The following is a 21,247-nucleotide window of genomic DNA, read 5'->3' as shown; positions in this document are numbered from 1 at the left end:
GCATATACTCCCCCACTCAAGTACCGTCCTACCGCGCAGGGTCGGGCGCGAAGGCGCGGGTGCGCGTCGGGTGTGGAGAGCCGATCCGACGAGGTGTCCTGCGAGGGCCGTCTCCTGCGGCTGGAGGCGATCGCTGTGCGCATTCGGGGGTCGTTTGCCGATGGCTACGGAAGTCATCGAGGAGGTGCCCGTGTGATCAACATCGATGAGTTTCGACGTCGTTCGGGCGACGTGCGTTCGTCCAGGTCGCGATGGTCTCGGGTCTGCTCGCCGACTGGAGCATCGATCCCCCAGCCTCCCACCGCTCCACGCTCTGGCCGAAGGCTCCGCGAGGACCTGGACTGCACCATGTACAACTCGCGCTCCACACCGGCCTCGTTCGATGCGGCCAAGGCGCCATCAGCAGGGGTCACGCCGGAGCCGAGGCGTCTCCTTGGGCAGGCACTTCCCTAGGATCGCCCCATACCGGCCAGTAAGTAGTTCAAACGGCTATAAGATCCCGCTGCACTCGCTCCACATCAAGGGGGATTCCTTTGCGCGCACGTCTTGCTGCCTCGGTCGTTGCTGTTGCCCTGGCCGGTGTCTTCTTCAGCGCACCCACTGCTTCGGCGGCGACACTGCCGTCCACCAACACGGCACACCACTGCGTCCACCACACCACCGGGGTGTGCGGCTGGACGCACCATCAAAGGCCGAAGGACAAGTACGAGACGGCGAAGTGCAAGGACGCTTCCCTGTCGTACTCGCGGCACTCGCAGGGCACCTGCTCGCACCACCACGGCGTGAGGTACTGGTTCAAGTAGACCGCCTCAACGCAGGTCGCCTCCTCTGTTCCCAGAGAAGGCGACCTGCCCGGGTTCACTGCCAGCCCGATACCCGGGGGCATCCTGGACGTGCAGCCAGACAGCCCGGCCGGCGGGGCGACACGGCATCATCCCGAGCGGACCGCATCAGAGGCACATCAGGCCGCTGTCAGAAGCCCCTGCCAAAGTTGTTCACGTGAACGGCGCGGGACACCCCGAGGCCGGGAACAGGGAGAGGTGCCCGGAGTGGTTGATCGGGGACCAGCGAGCACGCCTCAAGGTCGGGCCCCACAAGGCCCACGCAGGTTCGAATCCTGCCCTCTCCGCCAGAACGTCTCCGGACGCACGCCTCAAGCTTTGCCGATCGGCATCCACGGCTTCTCACAAGTGGCGGGCCCTACGCTCAAGCGGTCAACGACGCAATGAGTGCGGTGGCGGCCTACCGCACAGGCGCCACTTCACCACTGGACGACGAAGACGACGCCCGGCTGATGCTCGGGACCGCCATACTGGCCGCGTCGCACGTCATCGCACACCCGGCTCCGAACCCCACGGCAGTGCCATTACCAGGGGGGTCGCATGCTGCGCGCCGACCGCCCCTCGGACGCCTCGTAAGGGCCCTGGCCGGGCCGACTCCCCGGTCCTGCCGGCAGCAGACCAAGTCGGCTTCGGGCGCCGCCTCGTTCCCGCACTCGCCGACCGCGTTCCCTCACCATCAGGCGAAGACCGCCCGCCCAGGGACAATGCCGGCGTACCGCGGACATGGCCAAGGCCCACGCAGTCCCGCAGCCTGTGTGACTTACCACCCCCGCGGGTGAGACGACTCCGGATAACCCGGCAGCCCGCCAGGCCGTCCGCTACGAAGATCACAACAAGTTCGTGATCTTCGAGAGGAAGACCTCGTGCGCCTCCCCCGCATCGCGTTGACCACGGCCGCCACCTTCTCCGCGCTCACCGCCCTGCTCGCGCCGGCCACCGCCCACGCCGCCATCGCCCCGCCTGCCGCCGCCCCCGCTTCGCTGCAGCGGCACGCCCGGGCGACACGATCACCCTGCCCGTCCGCGACGCCCTGGCCGCGCTCATCGTCCAGGACGAGAACCGCACCGGCTACTCCCGCGACAAGTTCAAGCACTGGACCGACGCCGACAAGGACGGCTGCAACACCCGCGCCGAAGTCCTCCTCGAGGAAGCCGTCACAGAGCCGACTATCGGACCGGGCTGCACCCTCACCGGCGGCTCCTGGTACTCGCCCTACGACGACCAGCACTTCGACAGCGCCAAGAAGCTCGACGTCGACCACCTGGTCCCCCTCGCCGAAGCCTGGGACTCCGGCGCCTCCGCCTGGACGCCCAAGCAACGCGAGCTCTACGCCAACGACCTCGACGACAAGCGCGCCCTGATCGCGGTCTCCGCCAAGTCCAACCGCTCCAAGGCCGACCAGGACCCCTCCACCTGGCTGCCCCCGTACGCCGGCTACTGGTGCACCTACCTCACCAACTGGGTCGCCGACAAAACCCGCTACCAGCTCACCATCGACCCTAAAGAACAGACCGCCCTCGCCGAAGGCCTCGCCCGCTGCCCCGACCAGCCCATCACCGTCACCCTCGCCCACTGACGCAGAACATGACCCCAGAAGGCCCGCGCCACCGCCTCAAAGCGCGGGCCTTCGTCATTCCACTCAGGTGCTGGCTGGGGCAGCTCTGTCCTCTACACCGCCGCCAATGCGCCGGAGCCGACAGCGGCACCCACGGACGAGGTCCAGCCCGAAACCGCCGGATAAGCCGCGGACCCTCGGCTGCCCGCATGACCGTGCTCGCCTGTCGTCTTGCGTTGGTCAGCGCTCCCGGACGGAAGCTCCGTAGCGGTCGGTCTGGCGGAGCACCACCACGTCCTGTGCCGGTGCGAGCCATAGCTGGATGAGGTACCACTCGGTGATCTCGTCCGGAGCAAGGTCGATGGCGGTGTCCCGGCCGCGGGCGTGGATGCGCAGCCGGTAGTCGCCGGGGCCGTTGAAAGACAGCACGGGCAACTCTTCGTCGAGATCAGCCATCAGACCTCGCACCATGAGTTCTGCCGATACCGCGTGCAGGGACAGTTCGACGATCTCGTCCCACCCGATGTGCTCCGGCTGGGGTGCATGGGTGTGGAAGGTGACGGTGACGTCGACGTCGCCGGTGTGGATGCCGGTGAGGACCGTCGCAATGCCGTCTTGGACGTGGACGAGACCGTTGTGCCCGCCGGGCAGGTCAGGGCCGGCGGAGCCGTCCTCGTCGCTGATGTGGAACTGGTGGTAGTGCACGGGCACGAGCCCACGCCCTTGCCCGACCTGGTCTCTCGTGGTGTGTCCTGAATGGTCTGCGATCAATTGGCTCACCCACGGGCATCGACAGTGCCGCCGGCAGGCCAGCCCTGTACGTCTACCCTGACGGGTGGCAGGTCGACCGCGCACCAGGCTCAGCCTGCCCGGCCATCTCCCGGAGTCTTTCGCAGCCCTGATTGCCTGTGTCTGAACCCGCCGCCTTCTAGGCGAGGTCGTGTACGGGCGTTTGAAGACGGCTGCCGAGACGCATCCTTCTGCCATTGCGGCGAGCGTTGGCAGGAAGTGGTGGGGATGGCCAGGTCGTCCAGAGGACAGAGGGTCCTGCCCGGACACCCCATACGCGAGGAGATACCCCCCGGGCCGCGCCGCGTCGGCCGGTCATGGGCGACGGGCCTCGCCGTAGTTTGCGGCAGCGTGGTGCTGGTCGCCTTCGTCACCGTGGTAGCACCGCGCTACCTGCTGAGCTGGGACGCTCCCTCGACACCCGTCGCAGACCGGGCGAAGGCGGTCAACGACATCCGCACCACGCTGCTGCAGGGCCTGGCGGGCGTAGCCCTGCTGATCGGTGCGTACTTCACCTGGCGGCAGCTGGACGTCAGCCGCCAAGGGCAGATCACCCAGCGCTTCACGGCAGCCGTGGAGCAACTGGCAGCACCAGCCCGGAAGTACGGATTGGCGCGATCTACGCCCTCGAACGCATCGCCCATGACTCGCCGGACGACCGCGGGCCGATCGCGGAGGTCCTGTGCTCCTTCGTGAAGCGCAACGGACTGGCAGTTCCCCTCAGCGAGCGGCCGGCCCCCCGTGACGAGGCGCACAAAGGCGAACTGGCACGTACCCACGGCGGGGAAGAGCCGCTGTCCGTGCGGTCCCCTGACCGGCAGGCCGCGATGACGGTGCTTGGCCGCCGGGCGCTGACGCCGCGCCATCAGGTACTGCCACTGGACCGGATCGACCTTCGGCGGGCGCGGCTGGCCTTCGCCGACCTGGCCGACGCCGACCTGCACTACTGCGACCTCTCCGACGCAGGCCTGACTAGTGCGGATCTAGGACGTGCGGATCTGACCGGCATCTGGCTGGCCGGCGCCGTGCTCATCAACGCCAACCTGCACCAGGCCGACCTGCGGACTGCGGTCTTGTGGCATGCCCGGCTCGATGGGTCGGACCTGAGCGCGACGGACCTGACCGGGGCCGATCTGACGGGTGCGGTGGTCATAGGCGCGCGGTTCGAACTGGCCGATCTGCGCGGCGCTGACCTGACGGGTACCGACCTGGCTATGGCCAGCCTGACAGGCGCAGTGTGTGACGCCACAACGATCTGGCCAGCAGGATTTGACGCCGCAGCCGCTGGCGTCGTCACGGCCCCGGACGACGCGCCACCGCTGCGGCCGCAGTCGTCCCACGACCTGCCCCGGTGAGAGCCGCGAGGTAGCCGGCCCAGCTGTCCTGGGCCAAAGCCCCCACTGCGTGGCGGTGTTCCTGTGGATTCCGAACAGGTCACACATGATGATCGGCGGAAGTTCACCGGCCATGCCGAACAGGGCTGTGTTCCGGGCTGCGAGGGTGGGCAGATCGTGCTTCGCAAGCTGCGCCGCCAGACCTCCAGGGCTTCGCGGGCGGCCAGCGAGACGGCTCGGGAGGAGCAGCTCCAGGTGCTCGCTGTCGGGCAGGGACCCACAGCCGAGCGTCTCCGGCCCTCAAAGAGCGTTTTGTCCTGGCAAGGATGTTTGGTAACTGGCGCGATGCCAGCCGCTTGGGGTGGCCCGTGCTGGCGTGTGAGGATCCGCCTGTGGAGTGTGATGTGTGCGGGCGGTCGATGTGGCGGTGGCCGTGCCACCGACGGCCTGGGAAGAGGAGATCTGGTCCTGTTCCTGGTGCCATGCGGCCACCCATGTGGGCGGCGAGTGGTTCGAGATTTCGCGACCGCCGTATCTACCCATGGGGATGCGCTGGGAGGGTTGCGTCCTGAGAAGTGGTGTACCGGTTCCCACCTGATCCGGGCGTTTGCCCTGGCGTCGGAGTGAGTGTCCGGATACAAGAACGGCCACCGGCTGATCTTCGAGATGTCGAAGGCTCGAAGGAGATCAGCACGATGACCGCACCTGACAGTGTGCCCCTGCACACCCTCGCGGAAGACGCCCTCGCCGCGGCGAGTCCCGATCTGCTGCGCGCGATGGTCAAGACGATCGCCGACGCACTCATGTCCGCCGAGGCCGACGCGCTCTGCAACGCCGAATACGGGCAGGTCAGCGATGAGACAGTCAACCACCGCAACGGCTATCGCCCACGCGAGTGGAACACCCGGGCCGGCACCGTCGAACTGGCCATCCCCAAGCTCCGCAGCGGCAGTTACTTCCCTCACTGGCTCCTTGAGCGCCGCCGACGGGCCGAGCAGGCCCTCATCAGCGTGGTTGCCACCGCATTGGCTCGGTGTCGGTAAGAAGGCCATGCTCGGACGGTACGTTGTACCTCTGACAGCGTCCCGCCTCGGTCTCCCCTCGCGCCGCCGCCGACCGACCCGACACCCTCGGCGTCGTCGGCGTCGCGACGGCAAGCCGGGCCTCGATGCTGGTGATGCGTATGACGTCAGCCTCTTCGCTCCGTTCGATACGGTCGCCTCGCCGGGCGCCCCGCTCTACCTCCTCAGCGGCCTCGACCGCAGCGACCGGTCGGCCACCTGGCGTCCGAGCGTCGAGCAGCCGTATCGATCGTCTGCCGGGCGGAGGTTCATGCCTCGGGGAGCCGGTCGAGGAAGCCGAGGACGGAGGTGATCCGCCCGTCCTCGGCGAGGGTGACCACGTCCGAGCCGGCGACCGGCGCCGAGCCGTCGGCGGTGGACACCAGCTCCCAGCCGAAGCGGGCGATGTGATGGTTGCCGTCCACCTCACCGGCCAGCCTGAACTCAAAGCCGGGGAACTGCTCCTGCGCGGCCCGGATCACCGCGGCGACCTCCTCGTGGCCGCGCACGTCGGCCAGCGGGTCGGTGTAGGTGCCGTCCTCGGTCCAGGCCGCGGCAACCGCCTTGGCGAGCGCGTCGGCGTCGGTGGCGTTCCACGCCTCGAAGTAACGGACGACGGCGGCAGCGTAGATCGACATGGCGAAACTCCCCTTTAGGCGAAGTGGCACAGTAATGAAGTCAGTCGGCCCGGGCCCCGGACCGGAGTGCGCCGGCCCGGAACCCGATGACTCCACCTTGCGGCCCCCCGCCCGGCCACGCGATTACCCCCCAGGTAATAGCCCCCGTCCCACCGAAACAACCCTCGATCGATTTGCCATCGCTGTTGGCTCGAACGGCTATAAACTCCGGCTGCACTTGCTCCACATCAGGGGGATTCCGTTGCGCGCACGTCTTGCTGTGCCGGCCGTCGCTGTTGGCCTGGCCGGCGTCTTCTTCGGTGCATCGGCTGCTTCGGCGGCGACGCTGCCGTCCACCAGCACGGCCCACCAGACCACCGGGGTGTGTGGCTGGAGGCACCGTCAAAGGCCGAAGGGCAAGTACGAGACGGCGAAGTGCGAGGATGTCTCCCTGTTGTACTCGCGGTACTCGCAGGGCTCCTGCTCGCACCTCCACGGCGTGAGGTACTGGTTCAAGTGGATCACCTCACGGCAGGTCACCTCCATGGCGCCCTGGGACGGCGACCTGCCTGGACTCACCGGCGGCCCGATAGCGGGGGCATGCTGGACTTCCGGGGAACAGCCGCGGTCAGCGGGGCAACGCGGTGGTCCCGAGTCCGATGCGCAGGGCTCGTCCGCCTGACCACTGGCTGACGGCCGCGTGAGTCGGAAACCAGTCACCACACGAGGAGATCGTTCTGTGTCCCGATGGTCCACCGCCCTGACCCGGGCCGGCGTCAGCGATGAGGGCATGCGGCGGGACTACGACGTCCAGCGCAAGCTCGTACGGAGGTATCGCCGTGAGGAGTACCTTGCGGCTCGCCTGCTGCTTCCGGCCGAACTTCGCCCGTATGTCCTGGCCGCAGTTGCCTTCATGCATGAAACGGACCGCCGAATCGACCTTGGAGACCTCAGTGCTCGGCACGAGGCTCTTCGCTCCTGGAACGGTGAGGTCGGGGCGGTCCTGGACGGCGCGGAAACCGAGCAGGGCACACTGCGGGCCCTGGATGACACAGTGCGGCGCCATCCGCAGATGGCCGGGCGTGTGCGCGATTTCCTGGACGGAGCTCCCGTCGAGGCCGCCTGGCGCGGTTTCGAGAGCGAGGCCGAGTTGCAGACGTATGTGGACTGCTACTCGATGCCGGCCCTGATGCTCACCGCCTGCCTCATCGGCCCGCTCCCGGGGGCTGAACCGTACGAGGCGTTCGAGAGGGGCTGCCGTCGGCTCATCGAGGCGATGCAGCGCACCGACTTCCTGGCCGACTTGCCCGAGGACCTGCGTCAAGGGCACATCGGCATTCCCCGGGACGAGCTGCTGCGTCATGGTCTGGACGTTGAGGATCTTCGTGAACGGCCCGAGGCGTGCCTGCCTGCGATGGAGAGGGTGGTGAACGCCCAAGCGGCTCTTGCTGAGCAAGTGTTCTCGCAGGCACGAGGGCTGCCGGCACTCGTGGAGCCGCAGTATCGCTCGTTCCTGCGTGCTCTGATAGCCGTCCAGGAAGTGCGCCTTCAGGCGGTCAAGGCCGCCGGCGGCTCTGTTCTCAAGAGCGGGGCGAGCCCGGCCGCTTCGACGACTTTGAAGATCCTCTGGAAGGAGTACCGGGCGTTCAGGAAGTATCAGCGCTGAAGGTGCGGAAAGGGTGCATGGTCCCGTGCACCAGCTGACCCTGACGGCACCGATCGTGTAGTGGGACGCTGGGGTGGGGAGGGTCTTGTCAGTCCATCCCCACAATGGTGCGGAGAACGCGGATCACGCCTCTCCGCTTCTTCTCCGGCAGTGACCGGCCGGTAATTCCTGAGTTCGCGCAAGTCGGCGTCCTCTTGTGCGGGAGGCGTCTTCGTTGCAGGCGTCCTGGCTCGCCGGGCAGAGGCACGTCAGGCGGGTGTCAGAGGCCCCTGTCAAGGTTGTTCACGTGACCGGCGCGGGGTACCCCGGGGCCGGGAGCAGGGAGAGGTGCCCGGAGTGGTTGATCGGGGACCAGCGAGCATGTCTCACGGTCGGGCCTCACAAGGCCCACGCAGGTTCGAATCCTGCCCTCTCCGCCAGAACGTTTCCGGATACGTCCCTCAGAAAATTCGCGCGACCGCCGGCTGGATCGAGACCGCGGCCGCGACCGGGCAGGTCGTCCTGGACGAACAGCTCGCCCGGCTGCTGCGGGGCCGGTAGCCGTGGGGGCGGGTCTGCCCGCCGGTCGCCGTCCGCTTCACCCGCTCGTGCTTCCAGGCCGTGATCATGGGCTCGATCAACGCCCACTGCTGGTCGGACAAGTCGCTCGGATACGCCGCTCGCTCCATGCCCCGCATCCCAGCATGTCCATGGCTATCGGCGAGCCCACCCCGGCGATCAGTGCTCCGAGCGAGCGATCACCAACCGAGAGAGAAGAGGCATGACGACCCATTAGCGGGCTGGAATCGGCACGGCCGACGGCCGCCACTCTCGCCTGATCAACCCGAACACCCACGAGTCGGACACCTCGCCGTTCACGACGCAGTCCTCCCGCAACGTCCCTTCACGCACGAATCCGATCTTCTCCAGGACCCGGGCAGACGCCACGTTGCGCGTATCGGTCTCAGCCTGAACTCGATTCAGGTCCAGTGTGTCGAATGCCCACTGCAGCAAGGCGTGCGCAGCCTCCGTCGCGTAGCCGTGACCCCACATCGCATCGTCGAGACAGTAGCCCAACGATGCACTGCGGTAGTCCGGGTTCCATCCCGTCAGACCGCACCAGCCGACGAAGGCCCCGTCAGAAGCACGGTCGATGACCACCCGCGCCCCGGTGCCTTCGTCCGCCATCTTCCGGCAAGCCGTGATGAAGCGCTCGGCGCGCCCCTGTTCGTTCCACGGTGGGGAGTCCCAGTAGCGCAGCACGTAGGTGCTGCTGTGCAGCGCGAAGAGAGCGTCCGCGTCGACGTCGTTGAAGGGTCGCAGTCGCAGGCGAGCAGTGTGCAGTACGGGAGTGGCCAAAGTCATGCGCACCATGTTGCGTCCTCATGGGGCGGGCCGAACACCGAATATTCGATCCCGGTCCGGTCCCTTCAACCAGCACCCCGACCAGTCGTTCCGGGTCCGCGAACTGCACGAACTCCTCGGCATGCCCACCGACGACCCCGCCATGAACGTCACCCGCAGCCGCCTCGGACGCCTCACCCGCCAAGGCTTCCTCACTCAACCCGGCCGAGGCCGCTGCCAGAAGCGGACCTAACGACCTCTAAGAAGTGAACGCCCATCCGCCCGCCTGTGTCGGCCCCCTCGCCCTGACGTGCACCGGACTCCCGAGTTGAACGCGTTCAAAAAGAAGGGCTACGCTGATGTCGAGCGAAGCCGAGGGGGTTCGATGAAGGTAGTGCTGCCCGGGGGAACCGGACAGGTGGGCACGATTCTCGACCGTGCGCTGACGGCGGCCGGCCACGAGGTCACGGTAGTGACCCGACGTCCTGTACGGGCGCATGACATCGGATGGGACGGGGCCACGCTCGGCCGCTGGGCCGCGGCGATCGACGGCTGCGACGTCGTGATCAACCTGGCCGGGCGCAGCGTCTCCTGCCGTTACACCGCCGAGAACCTGCAAGCCATGATGGACTCCCGGGTGGATTCGGCGCGGGTGCTCGGCGAGGCGATCGCCGCCGCCGCGCGGCCACCGCGCGTCTGGCTGCAGATGAGTACGGCCACGGTCTACGCCCACCGCTTCGACGCGGCACACGACGAGGCGACCGGAGTGATCGGCGGCTCGGAGGCCGGGGTGCCGGACTACTGGGCGTACAGCGTCGAGATCGCGCAGAACTGGGAGCGCACGCAGGCCCAGGCGCCGACTCCCGCGACCCGCAAGGTGGCGCTGCGCTCGGCGATGGTCATGAGCCCGGATCGGGGCGGTGTGTTCGACGTACTGTCGCGGCTGGCGCGACTCGGGCTGGGCGGTCCGGTGGCCGGCGGCGCGCAGTACGTCTCCTGGATCCATGACGAGGACTTCGTGCGAGCGGTGGAGTTCCTCATCGCCCGGGACGACCTCGAGGGGGCGGTGAACCTCGCCTCGCCCGGCCCCCTTCCGCACCGCGACTTCATGCGGGCGCTGCGCACGGCCTGGGGCGTCCCGGTGGGGCTGCCGGCGACGCGCTGGATGGCCGAGCTGGGGGCGTTCGCGCTGCGCTCGGACACGGAACTGCTGCTCAAGAGCCGTCGGGTGGTGCCGGGCCGGCTGCGCGCAGCCGGGTTCACTTTCGCGCATCCCGAGTGGGAGAGGGCCGCTACGTCCCTCGTACAGCGGGCCAGGCTGGTTCGCGCGACCTCGAGGCGGGCCCGTGAATCGAGCCACGCTGCGCAGACCACCACAAGAAGCGGACCAGAGCCTTTGTGAGGGAGTCATTTCGAAGCGACTTCGGGAGTCATTCCGGGGCGGGCATCGCGATCAATGGCAGTGACTTTTCATGTCACTTGGGCACTGCGGAGCTACTCCCTCCGGTTCCAGGCTTCTCTGAACCAGACCATCGCTCTGGCTTGCAGGAGTCGCCTCGGATCGGCTCTTGCTGCCGTGAGCAGGGGGCTCTTGACCCTCACGTGGCGTCAGGCTGCATAGTCGGTGCCGTGGAGGATCACTGGACCGTGGGACGCGTGGCCGAGCTGGCCGGCGTGAGCGTCCGCACGCTGCATCACTATGACGAGATCGGGCTCGTTCGGCCGTCGGCGCGGACCGCGGCCGGGTACCGGGCCTATTCGGCGGACGACGTGGAGCGGCTGCGGGAGGTGCTGGCCTATCGGCGGTTGGGCTTCGGGCTGCGGGAGGTTGCGGAACTGGTCGGCGACCCGTCCACCGACGCGGTCGCACACCTGCGCCGCCTGCGCGGCCTGCTGCTGGAGCGGCGTGATCGCGCTGACGCCATGGTGGCGGCCATCGACAGGGAACTTGCGGCACGGGCGAAGGGACTGATAGTGACTCCGGAGGAGCAACTGGAGGTGCTCGGTGCACGGTTGTACGACGCGATCGGCGGCGCTTACACCGCGACACGGCGTACCGAGCCGCGGATCGCCGCGCAGATCTGGGACGCGCTCGGCGACGCGCAGACGGTGCTGAACGTCGGGGCCGGCACCGGCTCCTACGAGCCTGCTGATCGCGACGTGACCGCGGTGGAGCCATCGGCGGTCATGCGAGGGCAGCGGCCTGCCGGCTCGGCGCCGTGCGTGGCCGCCGCCGCGGAGAGCCTGCCGTTCGAGGACCAGTCCTTCGACGTCGCGATGGCCATCTCCACCATTCACCACTGGGAGGACCCGATAGCGGGGCTGCGCGAGATGCGGCGCGCGGCCCGCCGCGTGGTGGTGCTCACGTTCGACACCGACGAACCCGGATGGCAGGACCGGTTCTGGCTCACCCGCGACTACCTGCCCGAGTTCGCCGCCGTCCTCGCAGAATTTCCCTCCCTTGCCGGGATGGCCGACGCGATCGGCGCCCGCGCTGAGCCGGTGCCCATCCCGTGGGACTGCGCTGACGGCCTGTTCGAGGCGTACTGGCGCCGACCCGGGGCGTATCTGGAAGATCACGTGCGCCGTGCGATGTCGGTGTGGACGAGGGTCGGGCCGGAGGCCGAGCAGCGCGCGGTGCGAAGCCTCAGCGACGACCTCGACTCCGGCCGGTGGGCCAAACGCAACAGCGACCTCGCCGACCTCGACGCGGCAGATCTCGGCCTCCGCCTGCTCATAACCTGACCCGCATCGCAGGTTCAGCGTCATGGCGGCTCCTGGACAGCCCGCTTGGAGGCCGGGCTGACCGACTGCGCTACTACGCCAAGCCCGGGGTGCTCGCCGGGATCGTGGAGAAGGCCGACCGGCCCTACGAGAGCCTGTCCGAGGACGGTGCCTATGCGATCGGCATGACGCCCCGGCGCTCATCGGGAGGGCAGGACTGATGGCCGTCACGGACGTGCGGACCGGCGAGTAGAGCGAGACAGCTGGTCCCAGGCCCAGCCCAGCCACAGGTGCACGTGCCCGAAGGCGGACGCTGTGCTCGATCCGCCGTTTCAGCTGCTCCATACGGTGACATCAAGCTTCATGATCCCATTGGCGGAGGGGAACGTGATCTCCTTGATCTTGGCTGCCACCACGGCGTCCTTATCTGTGCGGATGCAGAAGGTGGCGCCCTTCCTGACTCCCGCAGCTCGATTCGACAACCCGCTGTTGTCGTCCAGTTCGAAAGTGGTGATGCCGCCGCCGCTCGCTTGCCTGCATGCCTCGGCAGTGACTGTTTCGTCCGGCTGCAGGACTGCGGCGCCGGACGCCGACAAGAACTCCACAGTCGGCTCTCCCCGGTCGTTCGTGCCCATGTCGTACCGCGCCTTTGTCGGCCTCGGTCATGGACTCGAATTCGTCCGCTGCGATCCGGCGGGTCACCGGTTCGCCCGAGCTCCCGCTTCGACCTCAGCCCCTGCCAGTCTGCTGCGTCGGTTGCTGTCGCGTCCTACGTCGCTGCGCAGGAAGCCCACCCCTGCTGAGAGTCCGGCGGAGACGAGAGCCAGCAATGCCACAGGGACACGAAAATCCGGCGACGTCAGCCCGGCAGCTCCGGAGATGCCGGCGAGCACTGCAGCGGGAAAACCCAGCGCGACCTCGATGACAAGCCAAAAGCGCAGCCGTAGTTCGGCACGGCGTTCTTGAAGCGGAGCATCAGATGCGGGTGGCGACCAGAAGGAAGGCGCCGGTGCTGTTCTCCTCACCTTCGGTTCCGCCCACGGCCTGACCGGCAAGCACGTCTACATCACCCAGAACTCCACCAACATCCCCGGCACGGCCGGGTATCAGGACTTCTTCGGCAGCAGCCTCGCCAGCGGCGACGGGTACGCCGACCTGCTGGTCGGCAGCGAAGCAGACAGCACCGCCGGCACGTCGGGAAACGGCTCGGTGACCGTGCTGTGGGGCGGCACCTCCCCGTTCCGCAGCGGCCTGGCCCTGCCGTCGGGACCCTCATATCCCTCCCGCCTGTTCGGTGCCGACATCGCCGTGGGTGACTTCACCGGCGACTCCGCCCCGGACATCGCCGTCAGCGGCCAGACATCACTGCGGCTGTACTCCGGCACGTTCACCCGCACCAAAGCCCCAGCCGGGATCGACGTGACCGACCCCGATCTCACCGGCAGCTGGAACCTCGCAGCCGGCGACTTCACCGGCGACGGCAAAGACGAACTGGCCGTCGTCCAGAGCAAAGCCACCCTCGTCTACGGCCAGAACCCCGGCACCACCGACGCCGACTCCTTCACCGTCCAGGCCCGGCTCGCCGGCGGAGACCGCGTGGCGGCCGGAGACCTCAACGGCGACGGCCGCGACGACCTCGCCATCGCCCTGTACGACCCCCGCCTCCACCCCAACGGACAGGCCGACCCCAGCCACGGCGCCGGCTACGTCACCGTCCGCTACGGCGACCCCGACATCAGCGGCGGCCTCGCCCCCTCAGGGCACGTCTACCACCAGAACACCGCCGGCGTCCCCGGTTCCAACGAGAGCGACGACAACTTCGGCGCGGCCCTGTCCATCGCCGACATCACCGGCGACCACCGCGCCGAACTCGCCATCGGTGTCCCCTACGAGTCCTTCGGCCGGGCCTTCAGGGCCGGTGACGTACTGGTGCTGCGCGCAAGTGCCCGCGGGCTGACCACCACCGGAGCTCAACGCTACTCACAGGACACCCCCGGTATCCCCGGCAGCGCCGAGAACAACGACGTCTTCGGCTCCCAGGTCCGCCTCGCCGACTTCAACCGCGACGGCAAGGCAGACCTCGCCGTCTCCGCCCCGGGGGAGAACGTCCACCACAACGAGGGCAGCGGCGCCCTCTGGCAGGTGCGCGGCACCAGCAGCGGACCGAGCACCAGCAACGTCAGCGTCTACGGCCCCAAGGACTACGACGTCGCACCCGGCTCCGGCATCGGAGAAACCCTCCTCGGCTGAACCCTGATCACCACCGGGGCGACGGCAACACCCTTACGCGGACTGGACGACGGCCGAGCAGAGCCTCACGGTCGTTGGAACAGCACCACTGCCCGCAGCACCTGCGACAGCGACCGCGTCGCCAAACTCACCGCCGGAACACGCCCGCCTCGGTACCGGATTCCGGTACCGAGGCGGGCGTGTTCCGGCGGTCATGCCCGTGCCGTGCCGGTGGCCGCATGCGGCGCCCGGCCGGCTCCCTGCCGACCTGCAGGGTGACAGCGTCGGCCTCACCGTCCTTGTAGGCGGTGCGGATGCCTGAGACGGACCTGCCGCTGGCCTCGGCAAGCGGTTCGCGCTTGTAGCGGCGGTCGCCATGAAACTCGCGGGCGTAGGCGAGGAGTTCGCGGATCTCCGTCTGGGCGGGCTCCGAGCTGAAGCGGACCAGGTCCGGCGAGGGAAGGAACGAGTCGCGGAGCCAGGCAATGAAGACGGCCGCTTCATCGGCGGTGTTGTCCGTGAGGACGACGGTGTCCCGGCCCTCGTTGCTGGCAAAGCCGGTGAACTCGATGCCGTCCTCGCTCACGGCCCAGAAAGACAAACGCAGTTGCCCGCCCTGCCTGGTCTCGTAGCGGACCTCGGGAAACGTCGCTTCGAGAGCGGCACCGAAGGCGGCCAGGTCGAGATTCCAGCCGCCGGGGTTCTTGGCGGGTGCGTAGAGCAGATAGGTCGTCTGGTGTTCGTCGAGGTCCACAGCAGGGTGCGTCAAACGTCGCGGGCAGGCCTCGTCAAAGAGACACCCTCTAGGTCTCCTTACTGGGAGAGCCCGAGACTCCCGTCGACCAGGAAGCGCTCTGCCACGCCTGCTCAAACTCCTCGCGGTTGATCAGGCAAGCGGCAAAATCCGGCTGGCTCGCCACATCCTCGATGGCGCCTACTGGAATCTCACTCAAGCCGATTTCTGCAGACTCGTGAAATTCATCAGCCTTCAGCCTTCGCCCGTCTCGATAATGCTGAATCTTGCGGACCTCGTATCCGTCATGGCCGATTTCACTGTAGAATCTTGTCGGCTCATTCTGGAAGTCGTGCAGCCAGTCAACCTTCCAATATTCCACGAACTTAGCTCTTTCCATGGCTGACGATGCGACCTGTCAGGTCGAGTGGACCCTGGTTGTGTACCACGAAGACGTCGGGCCGCTCAACCGATCGCATGACCTCAAGTCCACGAACGTCTACCTCGATGAAGTGGCTGAACTTGTGGCCAGCCCATGGCACCCGCACGAAAGCATAGGAGAGCTGGCCGGGGGTCTTCGTTCCAGGCTGGATGTCGGAAAGGTACTGGCCATCTCCGAAGCGTGCGTCCTTTGGATTGTCTGCCTTCAGGGATGCTCGCAGTTCCTTGCTCTCCAGGATGCCGTTGTAGCCCGTCTCGTTTGTGTAGTGGTACAGGGTGCCCAACTCTTCGTCGGGAACTGGTTCGACACGGTACGGGCACTCGTCCGGTGCCAATCCCAGAGGATCTCCCCACGTATGCGGGTTGTGAACATACGTGTCGGGGTTCGGTGCGGGTGCGAGCCCGAGAGGGTCAGGGGTGACGTAGCGCGCAACTTCGGGGTCGTAGTGGCGGAAGTAATTGTAGTGGAGGCCGGTTTCGGGGTCGTAGTACTGGCCGGGGAAACGCAGGGGTGTGTAGGCGGTGCTGTTGGCGGCCCATGCCGTCGTTCCCCATAGGGTGCTTCGGGTCCGCCAGGCGATGTCGCCGTGTTCGTCGATGAGTTCGCTGGGGGTGCCGACGAGGTCGGTGACGATGGCGAAGAAGCGGGAGTCGATCTCGTCTTGGGGCACGTCTGCTGTGGTGATGCGTTCCGTCTGAGCGACAGGTCGCAGGCCCTGGTGGTCCCAGGTGAGGGTGACCGGGTTGGGGAGGTCAGGGGACGTGGTGGTCTGTTCGCAGAGCGTGGTGCCGTCCCAGGTGAAGTCGACGCGCTCCACAACGGTTTCGCCATCCGCTGTGAGCCGGAGTTTCGCCGTGCGTCGGCCCAGTGGGTCGTAGGTGTAGTGCCAGCGGGTGCCGTCGGGGGTCACCACCGATGTCAGGTGGTTCTCGGTGTCCCATTCGTAGCGCCAGGTGTCCGGTTTGCGGGACAGGCGGGTCTTCTGGCGGAGGGTGATGCGGCCGAGGGCGTCGTGTTCGTAGCGGACGTTGCCGGCGCGGGTGATGCGGGTGCCGGTGTAGGTGCGGGTGCCTACTGCTTCCTGGCCGGGGTGTTCGGTCGGCCACTGTGCCTGGGTCTGGTTGCCTGCCTCGTCGTAGGCGTATGTCTCGGTCCAGTTGGACGCGTGTACTGCTGTGACCCGGCCTGCGGCGTCCAGGTCAAAGCGGCGGGAGCCGGACAGGTGGTCGTCGATGCCGAGCAGGTTGCCGTCGGCACGGTAGGTGTAGGCGCGGTGCACCATGTGTCCGTGGGTACCTGTCACGGACTGGGTCTTCAATCGGCCCAGGGCGTCGAAGGTGTGGTCCAGGGCGATGGTTTCGCCGATGTGACGAGTTCGTTCGCGGCCTGCTTCATCGTAGGTGAAGTCGATGGTTCGGCCCGAGGCCACCATGCTGGTGCGGCGGCCGACGGCGTCGTACGACCAGGTGGTGGTGGCTGCGGTGGGGGTCGTGCGGCCGATGCGGCGGCCCAGCGTGTCATAGGTGTAGGTGAGGGTCCGGCCGTTGACCGTCTCGGAGCGCAGGCGGCCGTGGCGGTCGCGCAGGAGAGTGAGGGTCGTTCCCTCTGGGCCGGTTGCCTGTGCCAGCTCGTCGGTCAGGTCGTAGGCGTATGTCGTGACCAGTCCGGCGGCGTCCTTGCGGAGTACCTGGCCCAGTTCGTTGCGCTCGAAGGACACCACCTCGCCAAGAGCGTTCCTGCGAGAAGTGAGGCGGTTCGCGGCATCGTACGCGTACGTCAGCGTGCGGTCGTCGAAGTCCGTCTCCGTCACCAGGCGGCCGGCCGCGTCGTATTCGTACGTCCACGTCAGACCCTGCGGATTCGTGACCTTCCTCAGGCGCAATTCCGTGTCGTGGTCGAACTCGTAGCGCGCTCCGTCCGGACCGGTCCGGGCCCTGAGCAGGTCGAAGTGGGTGTACTCGAAATGGGTCACTCCGCCCATGGGGTCGGTGTGGCTGGTGCAGTTGCCCTCTCCGTCGTACGTCCAGGTCTCTGACGTGTCGTCGGCGGCTGTGCGGCGGGCGAGATGGCCTTCGGCTGTCCATTGCAGGCGCGTCGTGGCGCCGGTCGGGTCCGTGATCGCGACCGGGCGGCCGAAATCGTTCCGCTCATATCGGGTGGTCGCGCCTAGCGGGTCTGTGACCTCCAGCGGGAGGCCGGCGCGGTCGCAGGTGACTGTTGTCGTGTTGCCCAGAGGGTCGATCACGGAGGTCAGGTGGCCGGCCTCGGTATACGTGAAGCGCGTCGTCTGGCCGGCGGGGTCCGTCACCGACGTGCGGTTGCCGCGTTCGTCGTACGTCTGGCGTACGACCGTGCCGTCCGGGTTCACCATCTTCACGGGCAGGCCGAGTGGGTTGTATTCGGCTCTCGCCTCGCGGCCGTCCGGGCGGACCACTGACGTGAGGTTGCCCTTGTCGTCGTAGTCGAACGTCGTTGTGTGGCCCAGTGGGTCCGTCTCGGAGAGGAGGCGGTTGTAGCGGTCGCGACGGTAGTGGGTGGTCGCGCCGAGGGGGTCGATCGCCGCGACCACCTGCCAGTTGTTGTTGATGAGGTAGCGGCGGGTGTGGCCTTCGCCGGTCGTGGCAGTCGTTGTCCGTAGACCGGTTTCCGGGTCGGGTTCCTCATAGGACAGGCGCAGTGCCATGTGTCCTGCGGATCCGCCCTCGGCTATGCAGCGGTCACGGTCGTCGTATTCGTAGGTGTAGCTGCGGTCGTTCGTGTCTGTCCACGAGGTGATGCGGCCGGCTTCGTCGTAGGTGAAGCGGAGGGGCAGGCCGGAGGAGTTGATGATTTCTGTGAGGTTGCCGTCCGTGTAGGAGTAGCGCTTGAGGTTTTCGCCGGTGGCGGACAGGTGGAAGGCCGTGATGCGGCCGGAGTCCGTGGTGACTTGTACGGCTTGACCACTGCTGGATACGACGGCGAGCGGGGTGCCTTCCGCGTCGTATTCGAAGGTGATCCAGTTGCCGTTGCGGTCGTCGATCTGCTCCAGGACCGCAAGGTTGTCGCCCTGGTCCGCGAAGTGCCAGGCGTGGTGTGTCTGGGGGTCCGTGATGGTGTAGCCGCCGTCCACACGATCCAGGGGACGGCGCGGGCCGTGGCTGGGCAGGGTCGGCACGCCGGGTGCGGGGTGGGGGTAGGCCAGGAGGAGGCCGTCCTCGGTGACGAAAACGACGCCTTCCGCGTCGATCTCCAGGCGCTGGTCGAGCGTGGAGGACCAAGATGGTCCGAACCAGCGGCCGAGGTGGTAGCCGGACTCCACCCGCCGCTTGAGAGACAGGGGCAGTACACCGGGAAGGGTGACGTCCGTCTGCGGCAGGTACATCTTGCCGGTGGCGAGGTCGATCGGGTCGGTCTCCTCGCTGTGCTTGCCCTCGGACCGGGAGTCCTCCGCCGGGCCCTCATTCACCCTCTGTCGAGCTGACTTCCCGGCCGCATTCTCGCTCCCCTCCTCAACCGCGTTCCGGGCGCCTTTACGCAGCCCCTGCGACGCCGCCTCTTCCGCGCCCTCCTTCAACGCGAGTCGCAGCCCGCCCCGGGCCAGCCCCGCGCCCTTCGTGCCGATGAGTTCCGGGATGAGGCGGCCGATGAACTCCGAAGGGTCCTTCTTGAAACCGTCCACGGCGGCCTGGACGACCCGCTCGGGGTGCGCGGCCGTGGAGACCAGGCCGGCCAGCGTCATGTTGACGTTCTGCGCATAGGCGGCCGGGTGGGTCAGGCTGTAGGGGTCCATGGGGTTGAGGCCGCGGGCGAAGTTGAGCAGGCCCGCAGTGCCCTTGAGGGCGCCTCCGACCACATGCGTGAGTTCGGTGTTGACGGCCTGATAGCCGTCCGCGAAGTCATTGCGTAGGCGCTCCAGCGGCGGGGGCTCGGCCGGCGCGTGCGCGAGGGCGGCCTTGACCTTGCCCTGCGCCTCGGAAGCGGCCGTGTTGCGCTGCTTGCGGGCTTCGCGGAGCTTGTCGACGGCCGCCTTGATGGCGGCCTTTCCAGCGTTGTGGTCCTGCTCCGGCTTGGGTCCCGGGTCCTCATCCGCCCGGAGTTTGGCGTTGTAGGCTTCGGCCTTGGTCTGGTAGGTGGTGGCTGCGTCCTGGGCTGCCTTCGCGCCCTTCTTGTAGAGCTCGATGGCCTCCTTGGCCTGCCCTTGCGCCCACTTGACGGTGTCCGCGTACGACTCCAGTGCCCCCGCCGCCGATGCGCAGGCTTCGGCAGCCTGGGCCCACTTGGTGGGATGGACGCCGAACTTCTCCCGGAAGGCGTCGCCGCCCTCGCCCTGCCAGCCGGAGGAGTCGACCTTCTTCAGGCCCGAGCTGACCTTGTCGAAAGCGCCGTGGAAGTCCTTCAGGTGCTTGGCACTCTCGCGGATCTTGTCCGGGTTGCCGTGGACGAGTTCGTTGGCGTCCTCGGTCTGGCCGAGCTGCTGCTCTCCGGGGGTGGCGCCCAGGTCGGAGGCCATCTCGTCGCCCCAGTCCTCAACCCCGTCGGCCCAGTCGTGCAGACCGGCATGGTCCAAGGCCCCGCCCAGCTTGTCGCTGCCGTAGTCGACGGCCTCGCCGAGCTTCTTCTTGCCTTTGTCGTAAAGGTTCTCCGCGCCGCCGAGGAGCGAGTTGGTGACGTCGCCGAGTCCCATCAGCCCTCACCGCCCTGCTGCTCGGCCGCCTTGGCGCGGGCCTCGGGAGAGGGTCCGAAGGTGTCGTCCAGGTACTGGTTGTACTCCTCGTCCGACACCCCGAACGCACCGTGGAGGTCTTCCGGGTTCAGGCCCGGCACCGCCCCGATGGTGTGCGAAGTCATGACGTCCCGGCCCGCGTCCTTCCAAGCCTGCCCGCTCTTGTCCATGGCCTGGTCGAAGGACTCCTTGCTGTAGTCCACGTTGCCGCCGTACACCCCGGACTTGGCGATGTCGCCCCAGCCCATCTTCTCCACGTCCTCCTCGGAGGCGTACGGATTGCCGATGGCCGCGTTGGTGACGACCTTGAAGGTGCCCTCGACGTACTTGTCGTTCTCGTAGTACGTGCCCGCCGCCAGCCCCGTCTTCACGGCGAACCCGTTGCCCTCGTTGATCAGCGAGCGCACGCCCCACTCCCAGCGCTCGCAGAACGACTTGAACTCCCCCGTCAGCCCCTCGTGGCCGAGTTCCAGCCCGGACAGGGAGATGTCGCCGAAGCCGCGCCCGGCCCCGGCCTCGCCCACCATGCCCAGCTCCTTCAGCTCGCCCAGCGCCTCGGTCAGCCCCTTGGCGATCAGGGCGAGCCCATCGGTCTTCAGATCCTTGCCGTCACCGCTCATAGCGTGTCCCCCGCGTCCCTGTCGGCGTCGATGTCGAAGTCCAATGCCGCCTCGTCCGGCACGATCCCGCGCACCGGCGGGAACACCATGCCTTCCTCGCCGTCCGCGCAGTCCAGCGCCACCCCGCAGGGCACCCCGGCCGCGGGCACCGCCACATCCAGCAGACGTGCGCCAAGGACGGTCTGGTACCTCCACTCGCGCGCCGCCTCGCCGCGTGCCACCGCGTAGCGGGCCAGAGCCTGCTCGTCCGAGAAGGCCAGGATGAAGCGGATACCGCCCAAGTCCGCGGTTAGCAAACCGCGTTCCTCGTCCGGGCCAGGCCCGTCGCCCAGCGGGACGAGCACGGAGGTGCGGCGGAACTCGCCGAGGAGGGCCGCGAACTCGCGTCTACGAGCAGCTACTTCGGGATCATCAAGTGTGGGCTCGCGAACAGGCTCGGAAGCGGGCGGCTGGTCATCCTGCTGCGTATCCCGCTCCTGGCGCTCGCGCGAAGACGTCATCGGCTCTCGGGAGCCCGACGCCTCCCCCATCTCGATGTAGTCCGCAAGTCGCGACCGTGGAACCCTCTGCGGCTCGTCGACCGCACCCCCGTGCTCAGACATGAAACACA

At 67.6% G+C, this 21,247-nt stretch carries 20 protein-coding genes and 4 pseudogenes; 13 read left to right on the top strand and 11 right to left on the bottom strand.

Translation table 11 applies throughout. The features are described 5' to 3' along the window. Window positions 1-173: 173 nt before the first annotated feature. A complete protein-coding gene (locus CRP49_RS49310) occupies window positions 174-350 on the bottom strand; it encodes a nucleotidyltransferase domain-containing protein (RefSeq protein ID WP_373560414.1) in 177 nt (58 codons plus the stop codon). Between the two features lie 183 nt (window positions 351-533). Between CRP49_RS49310 and CRP49_RS36155 the strand changes: the two genes are divergently transcribed. The 3 genes and pseudogenes from CRP49_RS36155 to CRP49_RS36150 all read left to right on the top strand — a co-directional run bounded on the left by CRP49_RS36155 (window position 534) and on the right by CRP49_RS36150 (window position 2,418). Then, window positions 534-803 (top strand): DUF3761 domain-containing protein, encoded by a 270-nt coding sequence (locus CRP49_RS36155; protein ID WP_097257099.1) that lies wholly within the window; start codon window positions 534-536, stop codon window positions 801-803. A gap of 231 nt (window positions 804-1,034) precedes the next feature. After that, window positions 1,035-1,132: pseudogene (locus CRP49_RS47145) on the top strand. Between the two features lie 716 nt (window positions 1,133-1,848). After that, entirely contained in the window at window positions 1,849-2,418 is a 570-nt protein-coding gene (locus CRP49_RS36150; protein ID WP_179851940.1) for an HNH endonuclease family protein, read from the top strand. 219 nt (window positions 2,419-2,637) lie between these two features. Here CRP49_RS36150 and CRP49_RS48400 read toward each other — a convergent pair whose 3' ends face one another. Next, entirely contained in the window at window positions 2,638-3,108 is a 471-nt protein-coding gene (locus CRP49_RS48400; RefSeq protein WP_257033633.1) for a hypothetical protein, read from the bottom strand. Window positions 3,109-3,537: 429 nt separating this feature from the next. Here CRP49_RS48400 and CRP49_RS47140 point away from each other — a divergent pair, with 429 nt between their 5' ends. The 4 genes and pseudogenes from CRP49_RS47140 to CRP49_RS49305 all read left to right on the top strand — a co-directional run bounded on the left by CRP49_RS47140 (window position 3,538) and on the right by CRP49_RS49305 (window position 5,894). After that, window positions 3,538-3,882 carry a hypothetical protein gene (locus CRP49_RS47140; protein WP_179851862.1) on the top strand — a complete coding sequence of 115 codons (345 nt, stop codon included), beginning with the start codon at window positions 3,538-3,540 and terminating at the stop codon, window positions 3,880-3,882. After that, window positions 3,879-4,541 (top strand): pentapeptide repeat-containing protein, encoded by a 663-nt coding sequence (locus tag CRP49_RS47135; protein ID WP_179851861.1) that lies wholly within the window; start codon window positions 3,879-3,881, stop codon window positions 4,539-4,541. The genes CRP49_RS47140 and CRP49_RS47135 overlap by 4 nt, the downstream gene beginning before the upstream one ends. A gap of 674 nt (window positions 4,542-5,215) precedes the next feature. Further along, window positions 5,216-5,542 (top strand): annotated as a pseudogene (locus tag CRP49_RS36135) (transposase); the annotation flags it as partial. 28 nt (window positions 5,543-5,570) lie between these two features. Next, entirely contained in the window at window positions 5,571-5,894 is a 324-nt protein-coding gene (locus CRP49_RS49305) for a DUF5701 family protein (protein ID WP_220378252.1), read from the top strand. On the opposite strand, the gene CRP49_RS36130 is transcribed toward CRP49_RS49305, so the two are convergent. Further along, window positions 5,851-6,219 carry a nuclear transport factor 2 family protein gene (locus CRP49_RS36130; protein ID WP_097257097.1) on the bottom strand — a complete coding sequence of 123 codons (369 nt, stop codon included), beginning with the start codon at window positions 6,217-6,219 and terminating at the stop codon, window positions 5,851-5,853. The two genes, CRP49_RS49305 and CRP49_RS36130, sit on opposite strands and share 44 nt — an antisense overlap. A gap of 718 nt (window positions 6,220-6,937) precedes the next feature. On the opposite strand from CRP49_RS36130, the gene CRP49_RS36125 reads away from it, so the two are divergent. The 3 genes and pseudogenes from CRP49_RS36125 (at window position 6,938) to CRP49_RS49300 (ending at window position 8,404) form a co-directional block, all read left to right on the top strand. Next, window positions 6,938-7,864: a squalene/phytoene synthase family protein gene (locus tag CRP49_RS36125; RefSeq protein ID WP_179851860.1), complete on the top strand. Its 927-nt coding sequence runs from the start codon at window positions 6,938-6,940 to the stop codon at window positions 7,862-7,864. Window positions 7,865-8,185: 321 nt separating this feature from the next. Beyond that, window positions 8,186-8,283: pseudogene (locus CRP49_RS47130) on the top strand. 28 nt (window positions 8,284-8,311) lie between these two features. Next, window positions 8,312-8,404 carry a DUF6192 family protein gene (locus tag CRP49_RS49300; RefSeq protein WP_373560413.1) on the top strand — a complete coding sequence of 31 codons (93 nt, stop codon included), beginning with the start codon at window positions 8,312-8,314 and terminating at the stop codon, window positions 8,402-8,404. A 20-nt stretch (window positions 8,405-8,424) separates the two neighbouring features. Here the strand turns inward: CRP49_RS49300 and CRP49_RS48390 are convergent. Further along, a pseudogene (locus CRP49_RS48390) lies at window positions 8,425-8,532 on the bottom strand (IS5/IS1182 family transposase); the annotation flags it as partial. 103 nt (window positions 8,533-8,635) lie between these two features. After that, window positions 8,636-9,208 carry a GNAT family N-acetyltransferase gene (locus CRP49_RS36115; RefSeq protein ID WP_097257732.1) on the bottom strand — a complete coding sequence of 191 codons (573 nt, stop codon included), beginning with the start codon at window positions 9,206-9,208 and terminating at the stop codon, window positions 8,636-8,638. Window positions 9,209-9,572: 364 nt separating this feature from the next. Here CRP49_RS36115 and CRP49_RS36105 point away from each other — a divergent pair, with 364 nt between their 5' ends. Beyond that, window positions 9,573-10,589, top strand: a complete 1,017-nt coding sequence (locus CRP49_RS36105) for a TIGR01777 family oxidoreductase (RefSeq protein WP_097257095.1) — start codon at window positions 9,573-9,575, stop codon at window positions 10,587-10,589. Between the two features lie 245 nt (window positions 10,590-10,834). After that, entirely contained in the window at window positions 10,835-11,932 is a 1,098-nt protein-coding gene (locus tag CRP49_RS36100) for a MerR family transcriptional regulator (protein ID WP_179851939.1), read from the top strand. A 311-nt stretch (window positions 11,933-12,243) separates the two neighbouring features. On the opposite strand, the gene CRP49_RS36095 is transcribed toward CRP49_RS36100, so the two are convergent. Further along, a complete protein-coding gene (locus CRP49_RS36095; RefSeq protein WP_097257093.1) occupies window positions 12,244-12,546 on the bottom strand; it encodes a hypothetical protein in 303 nt (100 codons plus the stop codon). A gap of 574 nt (window positions 12,547-13,120) precedes the next feature. Between CRP49_RS36095 and CRP49_RS36090 the strand changes: the two genes are divergently transcribed. Continuing rightward, on the top strand, window positions 13,121-14,161 hold the full coding sequence (locus CRP49_RS36090) for an FG-GAP and VCBS repeat-containing protein (protein ID WP_257033632.1): 1,041 nt from the start codon (window positions 13,121-13,123) through the stop codon (window positions 14,159-14,161). 127 nt (window positions 14,162-14,288) lie between these two features. Here the strand turns inward: CRP49_RS36090 and CRP49_RS36085 are convergent, their stop codons facing one another. From CRP49_RS36085 to CRP49_RS36065, 5 genes are read right to left on the bottom strand one after another with little or no spacing between them, the layout of a single operon-like run. After that, window positions 14,289-14,894: a hypothetical protein gene (locus tag CRP49_RS36085; protein ID WP_097257091.1), complete on the bottom strand. Its 606-nt coding sequence runs from the start codon at window positions 14,892-14,894 to the stop codon at window positions 14,289-14,291. Window positions 14,895-14,943: 49 nt separating this feature from the next. Beyond that, entirely contained in the window at window positions 14,944-15,255 is a 312-nt protein-coding gene (locus CRP49_RS36080; RefSeq protein ID WP_097257090.1) for a hypothetical protein, read from the bottom strand. 4 nt (window positions 15,256-15,259) lie between these two features. Continuing rightward, on the bottom strand, window positions 15,260-19,978 hold the full coding sequence (locus tag CRP49_RS36075) for a putative T7SS-secreted protein (RefSeq protein WP_097257089.1): 4,719 nt from the start codon (window positions 19,976-19,978) through the stop codon (window positions 15,260-15,262). After that, window positions 19,978-20,637 (bottom strand): hypothetical protein, encoded by a 660-nt coding sequence (locus CRP49_RS36070; RefSeq protein ID WP_097257088.1) that lies wholly within the window; start codon window positions 20,635-20,637, stop codon window positions 19,978-19,980. The genes CRP49_RS36075 and CRP49_RS36070 overlap by 1 nt, the downstream gene beginning before the upstream one ends. Then, window positions 20,634-21,239 (bottom strand): hypothetical protein, encoded by a 606-nt coding sequence (locus tag CRP49_RS36065; RefSeq protein WP_097257731.1) that lies wholly within the window; start codon window positions 21,237-21,239, stop codon window positions 20,634-20,636. The genes CRP49_RS36070 and CRP49_RS36065 overlap by 4 nt, the downstream gene beginning before the upstream one ends. Window positions 21,240-21,247 lie beyond the last annotated feature (8 nt).

The organism is Streptomyces sp. Ag109_G2-15 (genome assembly GCF_900215565.1).
GTDB lineage: Bacteria > Actinomycetota > Actinomycetes > Streptomycetales > Streptomycetaceae > Streptomyces > Streptomyces diastatochromogenes.
This window is presented reverse-complemented; position numbering and strand designations above follow the sequence as displayed.